The following is a 13219-nucleotide window of genomic DNA, read 5'->3' on the forward strand; positions in this document are numbered from 1 at the left end:
CCGTCTCCGTGGTTGGACTGGGTCGTTTTAGAACGGCCGGATGATTCCAACGCGCGGGATCAGCGTGAGGATCAGCCCGAAGGTGTTCGTCTTCCGGTCCTCCGCCGGGATTTGCGGCGACTCCTGCTTTGCCGGCAGCATCTTCACCGCATGCAGGATCAGGAACATGCAGACCGCCCAGTTCGAGATCCAGCGCGAATAGTCGAACACCATCGCGAACATCACGAGATAGGCGAAGCTGATGCCAATCAGGGCCGCGATCACGAGACGGCGGTGCGCCTCGCTTGCGAGCGCGCCGATCAGGCCCGCAAAATAGCGCCACAACGGCATGTGCAGCCAGATCAACAATACGAAGACCGGCACGCCGAGGATGTTGTGCGGCATCCGGCCCCAGGTGTCGGCAACTTCCTTCGCCAGCGGTTGATACCAGATGTAACTGAATTGCAGCAGGTCGGTGCGCGCAGGATCGGCCATCCGGCTCTTGAGGTACGCGACGAAGTCCGCCTCGGGGATCGGCATTGTCCCCAAAAACTGCGCCGCGAAGAACAACGCGGAGACGACGGCGAAAGCGACGAGGCCGAACGCAACGTTGGTGCGATTGCAGCCGCAAACAAGGTAATGCCTGATCACGACGATGGTGATGATCGTCGGTACATACATCAAGAGATGGATGTGATGGATCAGCACGAGGATGATCGAGAACAGCGCAGCCGTTGCCACGAACAGCAGCGAGCCTGCCGGCATCAGCAGCAGGATGATCGCCAGCGCGCAGCCATAGATGTCGAAATGGCCGAGCGTGTGCATGAAGTTCTTCAGGAAGAACGGCGAGCCCGCGGTGAAGACGAACAGCGGCAGCGTCGTTGCGGTGAAGCCGAACGTCTTCCGGAACAGTTTTGCGTAGAGCCCCAGCGTCGCGAGCCAGGTCACGCCGCCGAGCGCGAACACCAGCCATACCGGCACCTTGTCCGTGAACAGCGCGACGATTGCCCCAATCAGCGCGCGCTTGATGAAACCGAAATGGTAGTCGACGATGAGGTGGATATAGGGGACGTAAGGCGGCAGCTGGATCTTATGGATGAACACCCCGACCAGGACGGCGGCGTTGATCGCGAGCAGAAGGCGCCAGGGGTTTTTCTGGACGTTAGCGAGCATGTGGCACTCGGCGCGCGCCAACCACTGCTGTCGTCCCGGCGAACGCCGGGACCCATAACCACCATTGTCTGTTTTGCGCCAAGGCCGGGGCCGCTATCATTTCCAACAAAAACCGCCTGTGGCTATGGGTCCCGGCCCCGTGCGCAATTGCGTACCAGGCCGGAACGACGGCGGAATAGATAGCGGACTGGCCGAAAATTACAAAATGAACCGGCTCAAATCGGCGTTCTTGGCGAGATCGCCGACATGCTTCTGCACGTAGTCGGCATCGACCCGGACGGTCTCGCCATTGCGGTCGGGGGCGGTGAAGGAGATCTCGTCCAGCACCCGCTCCATCACGGTCTGGAGCCGCCGCGCGCCGATGTTCTCGACGGTGGAATTGACGGCCACCGCGACGTCGGCGAGCGCATCGATGGCGCTGTCGGTGACGTCGAGCGTCACGCCCTCGGTCTGCATCAAGGCGACATATTGCTTGATCAGCGACGCCTCGGGCTCGGTCAGGATGCGGCGCATGTCGTCGCGGGTCAGCGCCTGCAACTCGACGCGGATCGGCAGGCGGCCCTGCAATTCCGGCAACAGGTCGGATGGCTTCGCGACGTGGAAGGCGCCGGAAGCGATGAACAGGATGTGATCGGTCTTCACCGCACCGTGCTTGGTCGAGACCGAGGTGCCCTCGATCAGCGGCAGGAGATCGCGCTGCACGCCCTCGCGCGAGACGTCGCCGCCGACGCGGCCGTCACGGGCGCAGATCTTGTCGATCTCGTCCAGGAACACGATGCCGTTGTTCTCGACCGCGCTGATCGCCTCCAGCGTCAGCTGCTCGGCGTCCAGGAGCTTGTCGGATTCCTCGTTGACGAGGATCTCGTGCGAGCCTTCGACCGTCAGCCGCCGCGTCTTGCTGCGGCCGCCGAGCTTGCCGAAGATGTCGCCGATCGAGATCGCACCCATCTGCGCGCCCGGCATGCCCGGGATTTCGAACATCGGCATGCCGCCGCCGGACGACTGCGTCTCGATCTCGATTTCCTTGTCGTTGAGCTCGCCGGCGCGCAGCTTCTTGCGGAAGGACTCCCGCGTCGCGGACGAGGCATTGGCGCCGACCAGGGCATCGAGCACGCGCTCTTCCGCCGCGAGCTGCGCCCGCGCCTGCACGTCCTTGCGCTTGCGCTCGCGCACCTGGGCGATCGCGACTTCGACGAGATCGCGCACGATCTGCTCGACGTCGCGGCCGACATAGCCGACCTCGGTGAACTTGGTCGCTTCCACCTTCAGGAACGGCGCATTCGCCAGCTTGGCCAGCCGCCGCGCGATCTCCGTCTTGCCGACGCCGGTCGGGCCGATCATCAAGATGTTCTTCGGCAGCACCTCCTCTCGCAAGGAGCCGGAGAGCTGCTGCCGCCGCCAGCGGTTGCGCAAGGCGATCGAGACGGCGCGCTTGGCATCGGCCTGGCCGACGATGAAACGATCGAGTTCGGAAACGATTTCGCGGGGGGAGAAGTCTGTCATGGGACCTTAGCTAGGGTCAGATGCGGGGTAGGACAAGCCGCTTTTTCGGCCGTCAGATGATGGGTGGACCTGATTGCCATTGCTTCACGGTCTCGATCGGATGGATCAGCATCAGGATATTGAGCGTCAGATTGTCGCGAATGTGAAGCGCCAGCATGATCTCGAAGGCGAGCCCGAGCAGGATGGTCGCGGTGACGGGCAGCACGCGTGCGGCGAGGAACCCCAGCATCATGAACAATGTGTCAGAGACTGAATTGACAATGCTGTCGCCGTAATAGTCCAGCGAGATCGTGCCGGCGCGGTAGCGTTCGATGATGAATGGCGAATTCTCGACAATCTCCCAGGCGCCTTCGATCAGCATGGCGATGATCAGCCGCGCCGGCCACGACAGCGACAGCAAGGGCAGGCGCGTAAACAGCAGCCAGGTCAGTCCGTAGAACAGGAAGCCGTGCAGGACGTGCGAGAAGGTGTACCAGTCGGCGATGTGCTGCGAATTCTCCGAGCTGTTCACCACGCCGTGCCAGAGCTTGATGGTGCCGCAGGTGCAGATCGGCACGCGTCCCATCGCAAGCAGGATCGAGGCTTGCAGCGCCAGCAGCAATAATGCGATGCCGACCCAGGCGAGCGGGGGAAATGCGGTCTTGGCGGTGGGGGTCGCGGCGAGCGTCATGGGTCTCGGATCATCAGGAGTGCGGGACCATCGGGTGTGACGATCTCGTGCTGCGGCACGAATCCAGCTTTCTCATAGGCACGAATTGCGCGCGGATTGGCGGGGCTGGGGTCGATCACGATGCGTGGCACGCCGCGGGCAAAGAGCTCGTCGATGAATGTACAGATGAAAGCCGAGCCGTGGCCGCATCCAAGCATGTCGGCCTCGCCGATGAACTGATCGAGGCCGCGGGTGCCCACGGGCTGCGGGCCGAAGCTGACATGCCAATCGCCGATCTGGTAGCACTGCAGATAGGCGAAAGACCGGCCGTCAAGGCTGACGATGAATTGCGCCAAATCCGGATGCTCGAGGTCACCACCGACGAATTCAAGCGTCTCCGGATCATGCCACCATTCGGCGACATGCGGCGCGCCCAGCCAGCGCCGGATCAGCGGCATGTCGGCCGCCATGATCGGGCGGAAAGTGTAGGTGGCGGTCATCTAGCAGTCACGGCGGTGCTTCGCCCCCTCTCCCGCTCGCGGGAGAGGGTCGGGGAAAGGGTGTCTCCACGATGGGACAGTCCCCCAGAGGAGACAACCCTCACCCGCGCCTTTGGCGCGACCTCTCCCGCAAGCGGGCGAGGTTGCAGCCAGTTCGGAGCTCCGCTGTCCAGCCACAAGCTCTATCCCGTCGCCAGGCTCTCGATAGTCAGATTCCGGTTGGTGTAGACGCAGATGTCGGCGGCAATGTCGAGCGAGCGGCGGACGATGGTCTCGGCATCCTTGTCGGTGTCGAGCAGGGCCCGGGCCGCCGCCAGCGCATAATTGCCGCCGGAGCCGATCGCCATCACCCCGGCCTCGGGCTCGAGCACGTCGCCAGTGCCCGTCAGGACCAGGGAGACGTCCTTGTCGGCCACGATCATCATGGCCTCCAGCCGCCGCAGGTACCGGTCGGTGCGCCAGTCCTTGGCCAGCTCGACCGCGGCCCGGGTCAGCTGCCCCGGATATTGCTCCAGTTTGGATTCCAGCCGCTCAAAGAGCGTGAAGGCGTCGGCGGTGGCGCCGGCGAAGCCACCGATGACGTCGCCCTTGCCGAGCTTGCGGACCTTCTTGGCGTTCGACTTGATCACGGTCTGTCCGATCGAGACCTGGCCGTCGCCGCCCACCACCACCTTGCCGCCCTTGCGGACCGTCAAAATCGTGGTGCCGTGCCAGCCCGGCGAGCTGTTCTGGGAGTCCTGCATGAAGTACCTCGTTGTTCGGCCTGATTTAGGCGGTCGGGGGCGGGGGCACAACGGGCCGTTCCGGGCCGAATTTCGCTCACCATAGGCAGAAGTAGAGGCCCGGCCAGCCGTTCCCGCAGTAGCGAAGGCGTCATTTGGCTGTTAAAAGACCGCCGTTTTCGGCCAAACCATAGCGAAAGCTTTCAATGCGCACCGCGACGATCAAGCGCAAGACCAAGGAAACCGACATCGAGGTCACCGTGAACCTCGATGGCACCGGCGTGGCCAATATCGCGACCGGCATCGGCTTTTTCGACCATATGCTCGATCTCCTCGCCCGCCATTCCCGCATCGACCTCACGGTCAAGGCGGTGGGCGACCTGCACATTGATTATCACCATACCACCGAAGACACCGGCATCGCGCTCGGCCAGGCGGTCAAGCAGGCGCTCGGCAACATGGCGGGCATCACCCGCTATGCCGGCGTGCACATGCCCATGGACGAGACGCTGTCGCGCGTGGTCATCGACATCTCGGGCCGCCCGTTCCTGGTGTTCAAGGCGGATTTTCCCCGCGACAAGATCGGTGAGTTCGACACCGAGCTGGTGCGCGAGTGGTTCCAGGCCTTCGCCATCAATGCCGGCGTGACTCTCCACGTCGAGACCCTATATGGCGATAACAGCCATCATATTGCCGAGTCCTGCTTCAAGGGTCTGGCGCGGGCGCTGCGCACCGCCGTCGCGATCGATCCGAAGGCTGTGGGCGAAATCCCGTCCACGAAGGGCTCGCTTGGCGGCTGACGTCTCTCTCCGGCGGCACACGTCGCTTGCGGTATCACTGAATTCAGAGAACGGGGCATCACCATGCCTGTCTACACAGTTCATGCTCCTTCCCCTGGCGGAGACGATCTGCGCGCGACCGACCAGTTCGTCTTCGTACGCGACGGCTTCCATTTCTGGGCGATGATCTTCGGCCCGCTCTGGCTGCTGTGGAATCGGCTTTGGCTGGCGCTGATCGGCTGGCTGATCTTCGTTGCTGCGTTCAATGCGGGGCTGTCCAGCCTGGGCGTGGGACGCAGCTCGCTCTTCCTCGCCAATATCGTCGTCGCGCTCCTGATGGGCCTTGAGGCCTCGAGCCTGCGCCGCTGGACCCTGTCGCGCGGCAAGTGGCGGCAACTCGACGTCGTGATTGCCGACAAGGAGGATGCTGCCGAACACCGCTTCTTCGAGCGTTGGAGCCAGAAGCAGAACGGCATCGTCAACGATCAATGGGCCATCGATCGCGGCGGCCCGCCGCCGACCCGCAACACGCCGGGGCAGCCGTTCTCGAACCCGCCGCCGCTGCCGGCGGGCGGCATTATCGGATTGTTTCCAGAACCGGGAGGGTCAAGATGAGCGTCGCCATCATCGATTACGGTTCCGGCAATCTGCATTCCGCCGCCAAGGCGTTTGAGCGCGCCGCGCGCAGCCTGGAAAATCCGCAAAAGATTTTTGTCACTAGCGATCCGGATCAGGCCTATAGCGCCGACCGTCTGGTGCTGCCGGGCGTCGGCGCCTTCGCCGATTGCCGGCGCGGACTTGACGCCGTCAACGGCATGGTGGAAGCGATCACCGAAGCTGTGCGCGTCAAGGCGCGGCCCTTCTTTGGCATCTGCGTCGGCATGCAGTTGATGGCGAGCCGCGGCAAGGAGCATGTCACGACTGATGGCCTGAACTGGATCGGCGGCGACGTCGAGAAGATCACGCCGCGCGACGAGAGCCTGAAGATCCCGCATATGGGCTGGAATACGCTCGAGGTGCTGCGCGAGCATCCGGTGCTGAACAAGCTGCCGCTCGGCCCTAGAGGTCAGCACGCCTATTTCGTGCACTCCTATCACCTCAACCCCGCCAACGAGGCGGACGTGCTGGCGCGCGCCGATTACGGCGGGCCTGTTACCGCGATTGTCGCGAAGGACACTGCGATCGGCACCCAATTTCACCCCGAGAAGAGCCAGCGCTTTGGCTTGGCCCTGATCTCGAACTTCTTGCGATGGAAACCGTGATCCTCTTTCCCGCCATCGACCTCAAGAACGGCCAGTGCGTACGCCTTGAGCAAGGCGACATGGCGCGCGCGACGGTGTTCAATCTCGATCCCGCCGCGCAGGCGCAGAGCTTTGCCGAGCAGGGCTTTGAATATCTCCACGTCGTCGACCTCGACGGTGCCTTTGCCGGCAAGCCGGTGAATGCGCAGGCCGTCGAGGCGATGCTGAAGACGATCAAGCTTCCGGTGCAGCTCGGCGGCGGCATTCGCGATCTCAAGACCGTGGAGGCCTGGCTCGACAAGGGCATCACCCGCGTCATCATCGGTACCGCCGCGGTGCGCCATCCCGAATTGGTGAAGGCGGCGGCGAAGAAATTCCCCGGCCGCGTCGCGGTCGGGCTCGATGCGCGCGATGGCAAGGTCGCCGTCGAAGGCTGGGCGGAGACTTCGCAGGTAACCGTGCTGGAGATCGCGCAGCGGTTCGAAGATGCCGGCGTTGCCGCCATCATCTTCACCGACATCGCGCGCGACGGTCTACTCAAGGGCCTGAACCTGGACGCGACCATTGCGCTCGCCGACGCCATCTCGATCCCCGTGATCGCCTCCGGCGGCCTCGCCTCGATCGAGGACGTCAAGGCGATGCTGACGCCGCGCGCCAACAAGCTCGCCGGCGCCATCGCCGGCCGCGCGCTTTACGACGGCCGGCTTGATCCCGCTGCCGCCCTCACCCTGATCCGCAACGCGCGCGCCGCCTAGGAGACACACAGGATGTTCAAGGTGCGCGTGATCCCCTGCCTCGACGTCAAGGACGGAAGGGTCGTCAAGGGCGTCAACTTCGTCGATCTGCGCGATGCCGGCGATCCCGTCGAAGCCGCGATCGCCTATGATGCCGCCGGGGCCGACGAGCTCACCTTCCTCGACATCACCGCGACCCATGAGAACCGCGGTATCATGCTGGACGTGGTCCGGCGCACCGCGGAAGCCTGCTTCATGCCTGTGACCGTCGGTGGCGGCGTGCGTGAGGTCAACGACATCAAGACGCTGCTGCGCGCCGGCGCCGACAAGGTCTCGATCAACAGCGCCGCGGTGTCACGGCGCGAGTTCGTCAAGGAAGCCGCCGAAAAGTTCGGCGGGCAGTGCGTGGTGGTCGCGATCGATGCCAAGCGCGTCAAGCGTCCGGGCGGCGACCGCTGGGAGATCTTTACCCATGGCGGCCGCAACTCGACGGGCATCGATGCCATCGAATACGCCCAGGAAGTGGTCTCGCTCGGCGCCGGTGAAATCCTGCTCACCTCGATGGACCGTGACGGGACTAGGCAGGGCTTTGACATCCCGCTGACCCGGGCGATCGCCGACAGCGTTCCCGTCCCCGTGATCGCCTCGGGCGGTGTCGGCAATCTCGACCACCTCGTCGACGGTATCCGCGACGGGCACGCCACTGCCGTGCTGGCCGCCTCGATCTTCCACTTCGGGGAATTCACCATCCGCGAAGCCAAGGAGCACATGGCCCGGCGCGGGCTGCCGATGCGCCTCGATGCCTGACGACTCCCCTCCCTAAAAATGCTACACAGGCCGAGGAGAAATGGCCTCCTGTGCCGGGTGTGTTTCTGAGTAATTCCGATGCCGCGTTTCACGATCCATGATCTGGTCGAAACCATCGATGCCCGCGCGGCCTCCGGTGGCGAGGCCTCCTATACCCGCAAGCTCCTGGACAAGGGCGCCGAACATTGCGCCAAGAAGTTCGGCGAGGAAGCAGTCGAAACCGTAATCGCAGCAGTCGAAAACGATCGCGCGCATCTGATCGCCGAGAGTGCCGACCTGCTCTACCATTTCCTTGTGCTGCTCAAGGCCCGCGGCGTAAAGCTGGAGGAGGTCGAGGCCGCGCTGGACAAGCGGACGTCGATGTCAGGGTTGGAAGAAAAGGCGTCGCGCAAGAGCGGCAGCTAGCCGAGGTGGAGAGGTCGCGTCATGGATATCCGCGCACCCGAGCAGCAGTATAATCCGTATCGCGTCTATACGCGCGAGCAATGGTCGCGGCTGCGCGACGACACGCCGATGACGCTGGAGCCGGGCGAGTTCGACCGGCTGCGCTCGCTGCATGATCGCCTGGACTTTCAGGAGGTCGAGGACATCTACCTGCCGCTGTCGCGTCTGTTGTCGATCTATGTCGACGCCATGCAGCGCCTGTATTACGCCGAGCGCCAGTTCCTCAACATCCGCGACCGCAAGGTGCCCTACATCATCGGGGTCGCCGGTTCGGTCGCCGTCGGGAAATCCACCACGGCCCGCGTGCTGCAGGCGCTGCTCGCGCGCTGGTCGCCGCGGCCGAAGGTCGAACTGATCACGACCGACGGATTTCTCTACCCCAATGCGGTGCTCGAGCGGCAGGGCATCATGCAGAAGAAGGGTTTCCCGGAGAGCTACGACCTGCCGCTGCTGCTCAGCTTCCTCTCCGACATCAAGTCCGGCCGCCGCCACGTGCGTGCGCCGGTCTATTCGCATCTGACCTACGACATCGTGCCGAACCAGTGGGCCGAGGTCGATCAGCCGGACATCCTAATCGTCGAAGGCGTCAACGTGCTGCAAACCGGCAAGCTGCCGCGTGACGGCAAGGCGGTGCCCGTGGTCTCCGACTTCTTCGACTTCTCGGTCTATATCGACGCTGACGAAGCGGCGCTGCGGCAATGGTACATCAAGCGCTTCCTGGCGCTGCGCGACACCGCGTTCACCAATCCAAAATCCTATTTCAACCGCTACGCGCTCTTGTCCGACGAGGAAGCCACCGCCACCGCCACCGCGATCTGGGAACGCACCAACCTCGCCAATCTCGAGGACAACATTTTACCCACCCGCCCCCGCGCGACGCTGATCCTGAAGAAGGGCGCCGACCACACGGTGGAGAGCGTGGCGCTCAGGCGGCTATGATCGCCATGGTTGATCGTCTCAGTCGGGATGAAGTGATGCCGCTCTGAACTGCTTGCGGACGAACCGACCCCGATCATTGGTCATTCCGGCTCGGCCAGATCCGATCGCGCTTTCGAGCCGACGAAAATGTGCCACGCCGCCAGAAACATTGCGGCGACGAGTGGGCCGATGACGAAACCGTTCGCCCCGAAAGTCGCAAGGCCCCCCAAGGTGGCAAGCAGCACGACATAGCTCGGCATGCGGATCGACTGGCCAACCAGGACGGGGCGGAGAAAATTGTCGGCAAGACCGATCACGAAGATACCGAAAGCGAGCAGGATTATTCCCTTCGTGACTGCGCCTGCCACAAGCAGGTAGACCCCGACCGGCGCCCAAACCAAGGCCGAGCCGAGCACGGGCAGAAGCGAGAGCAGCGCCATGACGGCGCCCGCCAGCAGCGGCGCAGTCAGCCCGAGCAGCCAGAAGATCAGCCCGCCAAGCGCCCCCTGAATCAGGGCAACGAGAACGATCCCCTTGATCGTTCCGCGAACCGTGAGGGTGAACGCATCCAGTATCGCGGTGGTGTGGCTCGCACGCAGCGGGAGCGCATCGCGAATGCGCGCGTTGAGCTCGTCACCGTCGCGCAGCAGGAAAAACAACAGGTACAACATCACGAGCAAGCTTGCGACGAACTCCACCGTCAACTGACCGATGTTGATCGCATGCCCGGCCAGCTGTTGGCCGGCCGGGACGACCAGACTCGACAGGCGTTCTTTCAGGGCCGAAAGATCGATGCCGGCCAGGCGATCCGACATGGACGCGGCCCAGTCAGGCAGCGCGGATTTCAGCTGCTGCAGGGGATGAGCGAAGCTGAATTCCCCGGTCTGAACGCGCCGATACAGCTCCCCGCCCTGGTCGACCAGCGAAGCGATGATGATCGCCACTGGGATCAGGACCATGACGACCACGACAACCACCGTGAGAAATGCGACAAGGTTGTGCTTTCCCGGGAGGGTCTCCAGTACGCGTCGATAGAGGGGTGCGAAGATGATCGCCAGCAGCGTGGCCCACAACAATGCGCCAGAGAACGGCCAAAGCACCCAACCGAATGCAATGGAGATCGCGGCGAGCAAGATGAGGAATGAGCGGTCTTCCGGTGGTCTCACGTGTTCGCCAGCCTTTCAGTCGTGCCCGGCCAATGATCATTTGACGCTTTCGCGTTCCAGTCGGCCAGCTTTATGGGCCCCCCAAAGGGGGCGCGGAGCCGCTGGCCCTTGTAGACGAAAGCTTCGCCCTCCTGCACGTCGCCGGCGTCCTTGCCGAAGGCATAGGCGATATTCGTCTTGTGGGTGACCATGAAGGCATTGTGCCGGGCTTTCGGGAGCGCGTCGACGAACTGACGCTCCGGCCGAGCCGAGGTTCCTGCGAAATCCGGATCAGACGGTCAGGTGCCGGGACGCGGCCAGCCCCGCCAGCGCCTCGCCCAGCTTATCGCGGTCCAGCGGCTTGATCAGGAATCCGTTCATGCCTGCCTCGAAGCAGGCGTAGCGATCCTCGACCAGCGTATTGGCGGTAAGCGCCAGGATCGGCGTGCGCTGGCGACCCGTGGCTGCCTCATATGCGCGGATGCGTTTTGTCGTCTCGATGCCGTCGAGCTGCGGCATCTGGATGTCCATCAGCACGAGGTCATAGGGCGTGCCGGCCGACGATGCGGCGAGCCAGGATTCCAGCGCCGCCTCGCCATGGACGGCGATAACCACGCGATGGCCGAGTTTTGTGAGGAGCGATCGCATCAGCAGTGCGTTGATCTCGTTGTCCTCGGCGACGAGAATCGAGAAGCCCTTCGCGGGCGTTGCGCTGGTGGATTCCGCCAGTGGCTCCGGCGCGAGGTCGGGCGAGGCGACCTCGGGCGTCAGTGCGAGGCGTGCGGCGAGTGAGGCTGCGCGCAGCGGCTTCACCAGGAAGCCGGTGAAGGCCGCCGACACTTTCTCGTGGCGCGAGCTCGATGTCAGCAGCACCAGACGCTGCATCGCATGCGTTCGCGCCGCTTCGCCGAGACGGTCGGCAGTTGCGGGACCGATCGCACGATCGACCAGCATGGCGTGCCACGAGCGTTCCGGCAGCAGTGCTTCGGCGACGGCCGCATCCGCAACCATGCAGGTCTGCCCGCCCCAGCGTTCCAGGCGCCGCGCGATCAGCGAAGCCTCGATGCCGTCGGCAACGAGGAGGATCGACTTGCCGGCGAGATCGGGGCTGGGGAATGCGGTCTGTCCGCTGCCTGCTTGCGACAGGGCGAGCGACACCGCAACCTCGAAAGTCGAGCCCCTGCCCGGCTCGCTCTCGAGCGTGATCCGGCCGCCCATGCGCTTGACGATGCGCTCGCTGATGGCGAGGCCGAGTCCGGTGCCGCCATAGGTGCGCGCGATGCGCGCGTCCGCCTGCTCGAATTCGCGGAAGATGCGCGACTGCGCTTCCGGCGCGATGCCGATGCCGGTGTCGCGGACCAGGAAACTGATCTCGTTCGGCCAGATACCGGGCTCGACAATCAGCGCGACGCCGCCGTTCGCGGTGAACTTGATGGCGTTGCCGGCGAGATTGAGCAACACCTGGCGCAGCCGCGCGGCGTCACCCACGACCTCGAGCGGCAGGCGCTCGTCGATATAGGATGCGATCTCGAGATTCTTGGCCTGCGCGCGCGGGGCCAGAAGCTCGGTGATTTCCTCGATCAGCGTGGACAAGGCGAAGGGGCGTTGATCGAGATCGAGCTTGCCGGCTTCGATCTTGGAATAATCGAGGAGCTCCTCGATCAGTGCCATCAGTGCCTCGCCCGAGGTTTTCACCGCCTTGGCATAGGTCGCCTGTTCCGGCGTCAACGTGGTGTCCAGCAAGAGGCCGCCCATTCCGATGATGCCGTTGAGGGGCGTGCGGATTTCGTGGGAAGCCATCGCGAGGAAGCGCGATTTCGCCCGGTTGGCGGCGTCAGCCTGGTCGCGCGCGTCGGACAAGGCGCGCTCGGTCTCGGTGCGGTCGGTGACATCGCGTCCCACGCTCTGCAATTCGGCGGGCTGTCCGGCATCGAGGCGGACATAGCCCTCGCGCCAGGCGACCCAGCGCGCGCCGAGCGGCGTTGCGATCTTCTGGTCGTGAATGCGTGTGCCGTTGCTCTCGCGCGCGCTGTCGCCCTGTTCCAGCACGTCGAAATCGAAGCGCGTGCCGACCAGCGCGCTCCGCGCCTGTCCGGCCAGCGCGCAATAGGCGTCATTGGCAAAGGTGATGCGCCCGTTTGTGTCGCGCAGCACGATCAGGTCGCCCTGCTGTTCGAACAGGCTGCGGGCGCGCTCCTCGGCTTCCTTCAGCTCCCAATTGCGGTCGATCAGCGCCTCGTTGTGGGCGGCGAGCGTCCGCAGCCGCTTGTTGACGAAGCGCAGCCGCATGCTCAACGTCGCAAGGCCGAGGCAGGCGAGCGCAAACAGGAAGCTGGCGCCGATCGCAAATGCATTCGGATCGTAGCCGGAATTCTCGGACCGACTGCCGGAGACGAACCCATAGGCGGCGCCGAAGGTCGCCGAGAAGATCATGAAGGAACGGATCGCGAAGGCGATCCGCGGATGCTGTCGCCTGAAGCGGCGCATGCGTACCTTGATCCGGAACGTCCGACCCATCGCCACCGACCCCGACTCTTGTCCGAAACCCCGCTCGCCGTGTGCGACGATGTCGCGTCGACCTTGCAAACAGTTTGAGGCTTTGGCGCCGCCTCCAAACAGGGTTGA

The 13219-nt window shown here is 64.0% G+C and carries 15 protein-coding genes; 7 read left to right on the top strand and 8 right to left on the bottom strand.

Going from position 1 to position 13219, the window contains the following annotated elements:
- Positions 1 to 27: 27 nt before the first annotated feature.
- From NLM27_RS33815 to hslV, 5 genes are all read right to left on the bottom strand, one after another.
- On the bottom strand, positions 28 to 1152 hold the full coding sequence (locus tag NLM27_RS33815; RefSeq protein ID WP_254147393.1) for a hypothetical protein: 1125 nt from the start codon (positions 1150 to 1152) through the stop codon (positions 28 to 30).
- A 198-nt stretch (positions 1153 to 1350) separates the two neighbouring features.
- Positions 1351 to 2655 (bottom strand): ATP-dependent protease ATPase subunit HslU, encoded by a 1305-nt coding sequence (gene hslU / locus NLM27_RS33820; protein WP_254147394.1) that lies wholly within the window; start codon positions 2653 to 2655, stop codon positions 1351 to 1353.
- Positions 2656 to 2707: 52 nt separating this feature from the next.
- Positions 2708 to 3325: a DUF2585 domain-containing protein gene (locus NLM27_RS33825; RefSeq protein WP_254147395.1), complete on the bottom strand. Its 618-nt coding sequence runs from the start codon at positions 3323 to 3325 to the stop codon at positions 2708 to 2710.
- The gene (locus tag NLM27_RS33830) at positions 3322 to 3804 is read right to left on the bottom strand and encodes a GNAT family N-acetyltransferase (protein ID WP_254147396.1); all 483 of its coding nucleotides are present in this window, start codon (positions 3802 to 3804) and stop codon (positions 3322 to 3324) included. Before NLM27_RS33830 ends, NLM27_RS33825 begins: the two co-directional genes overlap by 4 nt.
- Before the next feature lie 182 nt (positions 3805 to 3986).
- Entirely contained in the window at positions 3987 to 4547 is a 561-nt protein-coding gene (gene hslV, locus NLM27_RS33835; protein WP_225172049.1) for an ATP-dependent protease subunit HslV, read from the bottom strand.
- Between the two features lie 185 nt (positions 4548 to 4732).
- On the opposite strand from hslV, the gene hisB reads away from it, so the two are divergent.
- The 7 genes from hisB to coaA all read left to right on the top strand — a co-directional run bounded on the left by hisB (position 4733) and on the right by coaA (position 9470).
- Positions 4733 to 5326 (top strand): imidazoleglycerol-phosphate dehydratase HisB, encoded by a 594-nt coding sequence (hisB, locus tag NLM27_RS33840; RefSeq protein WP_254147397.1) that lies wholly within the window; start codon positions 4733 to 4735, stop codon positions 5324 to 5326.
- Positions 5327 to 5389: 63 nt separating this feature from the next.
- Positions 5390 to 5920: a DUF2628 domain-containing protein gene (locus NLM27_RS33845; RefSeq protein ID WP_254147398.1), complete on the top strand. Its 531-nt coding sequence runs from the start codon at positions 5390 to 5392 to the stop codon at positions 5918 to 5920.
- Complete coding sequence (gene hisH, locus NLM27_RS33850; RefSeq protein WP_254147399.1) at positions 5917 to 6567, top strand: imidazole glycerol phosphate synthase subunit HisH; 651 nt, start codon at positions 5917 to 5919, stop codon at positions 6565 to 6567. The genes NLM27_RS33845 and hisH overlap by 4 nt, the downstream gene beginning before the upstream one ends.
- On the top strand, positions 6564 to 7301 hold the full coding sequence (hisA, locus tag NLM27_RS33855; protein WP_254147400.1) for a 1-(5-phosphoribosyl)-5-[(5-phosphoribosylamino)methylideneamino]imidazole-4-carboxamide isomerase: 738 nt from the start codon (positions 6564 to 6566) through the stop codon (positions 7299 to 7301). Before hisH ends, hisA begins: the two co-directional genes overlap by 4 nt.
- Before the next feature lie 12 nt (positions 7302 to 7313).
- On the top strand, positions 7314 to 8087 hold the full coding sequence (hisF, locus tag NLM27_RS33860) for an imidazole glycerol phosphate synthase subunit HisF (RefSeq protein WP_254147401.1): 774 nt from the start codon (positions 7314 to 7316) through the stop codon (positions 8085 to 8087).
- A 78-nt stretch (positions 8088 to 8165) separates the two neighbouring features.
- Positions 8166 to 8492, top strand: a complete 327-nt coding sequence (locus NLM27_RS33865) for a phosphoribosyl-ATP diphosphatase (RefSeq protein WP_254147402.1) — start codon at positions 8166 to 8168, stop codon at positions 8490 to 8492.
- A 21-nt stretch (positions 8493 to 8513) separates the two neighbouring features.
- The gene (gene coaA, locus NLM27_RS33870) at positions 8514 to 9470 is read left to right on the top strand and encodes a type I pantothenate kinase (RefSeq protein WP_254147403.1); all 957 of its coding nucleotides are present in this window, start codon (positions 8514 to 8516) and stop codon (positions 9468 to 9470) included.
- A gap of 80 nt (positions 9471 to 9550) precedes the next feature.
- Here coaA and NLM27_RS33875 read toward each other — a convergent pair whose 3' ends face one another.
- From NLM27_RS33875 to NLM27_RS33885, 3 genes are all read right to left on the bottom strand, one after another.
- A complete protein-coding gene (locus NLM27_RS33875) occupies positions 9551 to 10582 on the bottom strand; it encodes an AI-2E family transporter (protein ID WP_256570053.1) in 1032 nt (343 codons plus the stop codon).
- Positions 10583 to 10611: 29 nt separating this feature from the next.
- Positions 10612 to 10806 (bottom strand): hypothetical protein, encoded by a 195-nt coding sequence (locus NLM27_RS33880; RefSeq protein WP_254147405.1) that lies wholly within the window; start codon positions 10804 to 10806, stop codon positions 10612 to 10614.
- A 79-nt stretch (positions 10807 to 10885) separates the two neighbouring features.
- Positions 10886 to 13111, bottom strand: a complete 2226-nt coding sequence (locus tag NLM27_RS33885; RefSeq protein WP_254147406.1) for an ATP-binding protein — start codon at positions 13109 to 13111, stop codon at positions 10886 to 10888.
- Positions 13112 to 13219: the final 108 nt, after the last annotated feature.

Origin of the sequence: Bradyrhizobium sp. CCGB12, from assembly GCF_024199845.1 — a bacterium.
In the GTDB taxonomy this organism is placed as follows: Bacteria; Pseudomonadota; Alphaproteobacteria; order Rhizobiales; family Xanthobacteraceae; genus Bradyrhizobium.

Excerpts from the sequence above, each read along its gene's own strand:
- hslV (WP_225172049.1), bottom strand. The coding sequence starts at position 4,547 with ATGCAGGACTCCCAGAACAGCTCGCCGGGCTGGCACGGCACCACGATT.
- hisB (WP_254147397.1), top strand. The coding sequence starts at position 4,733 with ATGCGCACCGCGACGATCAAGCGCAAGACCAAGGAAACCGACATCGAG.
- NLM27_RS33845 (WP_254147398.1), top strand. The coding sequence starts at position 5,390 with ATGCCTGTCTACACAGTTCATGCTCCTTCCCCTGGCGGAGACGATCTG.
- hslU (WP_254147394.1), bottom strand. The coding sequence starts at position 2,655 with ATGACAGACTTCTCCCCCCGCGAAATCGTTTCCGAACTCGATCGTTTC.
- NLM27_RS33865 (WP_254147402.1), top strand. The coding sequence starts at position 8,166 with ATGCCGCGTTTCACGATCCATGATCTGGTCGAAACCATCGATGCCCGC.
- NLM27_RS33830 (WP_254147396.1), bottom strand. The coding sequence starts at position 3,804 with ATGACCGCCACCTACACTTTCCGCCCGATCATGGCGGCCGACATGCCG.
- hisF (WP_254147401.1), top strand. The coding sequence starts at position 7,314 with ATGTTCAAGGTGCGCGTGATCCCCTGCCTCGACGTCAAGGACGGAAGG.
- coaA (WP_254147403.1), top strand. The coding sequence starts at position 8,514 with ATGGATATCCGCGCACCCGAGCAGCAGTATAATCCGTATCGCGTCTAT.
- NLM27_RS33825 (WP_254147395.1), bottom strand. The coding sequence starts at position 3,325 with ATGACGCTCGCCGCGACCCCCACCGCCAAGACCGCATTTCCCCCGCTC.
- NLM27_RS33880 (WP_254147405.1), bottom strand. The coding sequence starts at position 10,806 with ATGGTCACCCACAAGACGAATATCGCCTATGCCTTCGGCAAGGACGCC.
- NLM27_RS33885 (WP_254147406.1), bottom strand. The coding sequence starts at position 13,111 with ATGGGTCGGACGTTCCGGATCAAGGTACGCATGCGCCGCTTCAGGCGA.
- hisH (WP_254147399.1), top strand. The coding sequence starts at position 5,917 with ATGAGCGTCGCCATCATCGATTACGGTTCCGGCAATCTGCATTCCGCC.
- NLM27_RS33815 (WP_254147393.1), bottom strand. The coding sequence starts at position 1,152 with ATGCTCGCTAACGTCCAGAAAAACCCCTGGCGCCTTCTGCTCGCGATC.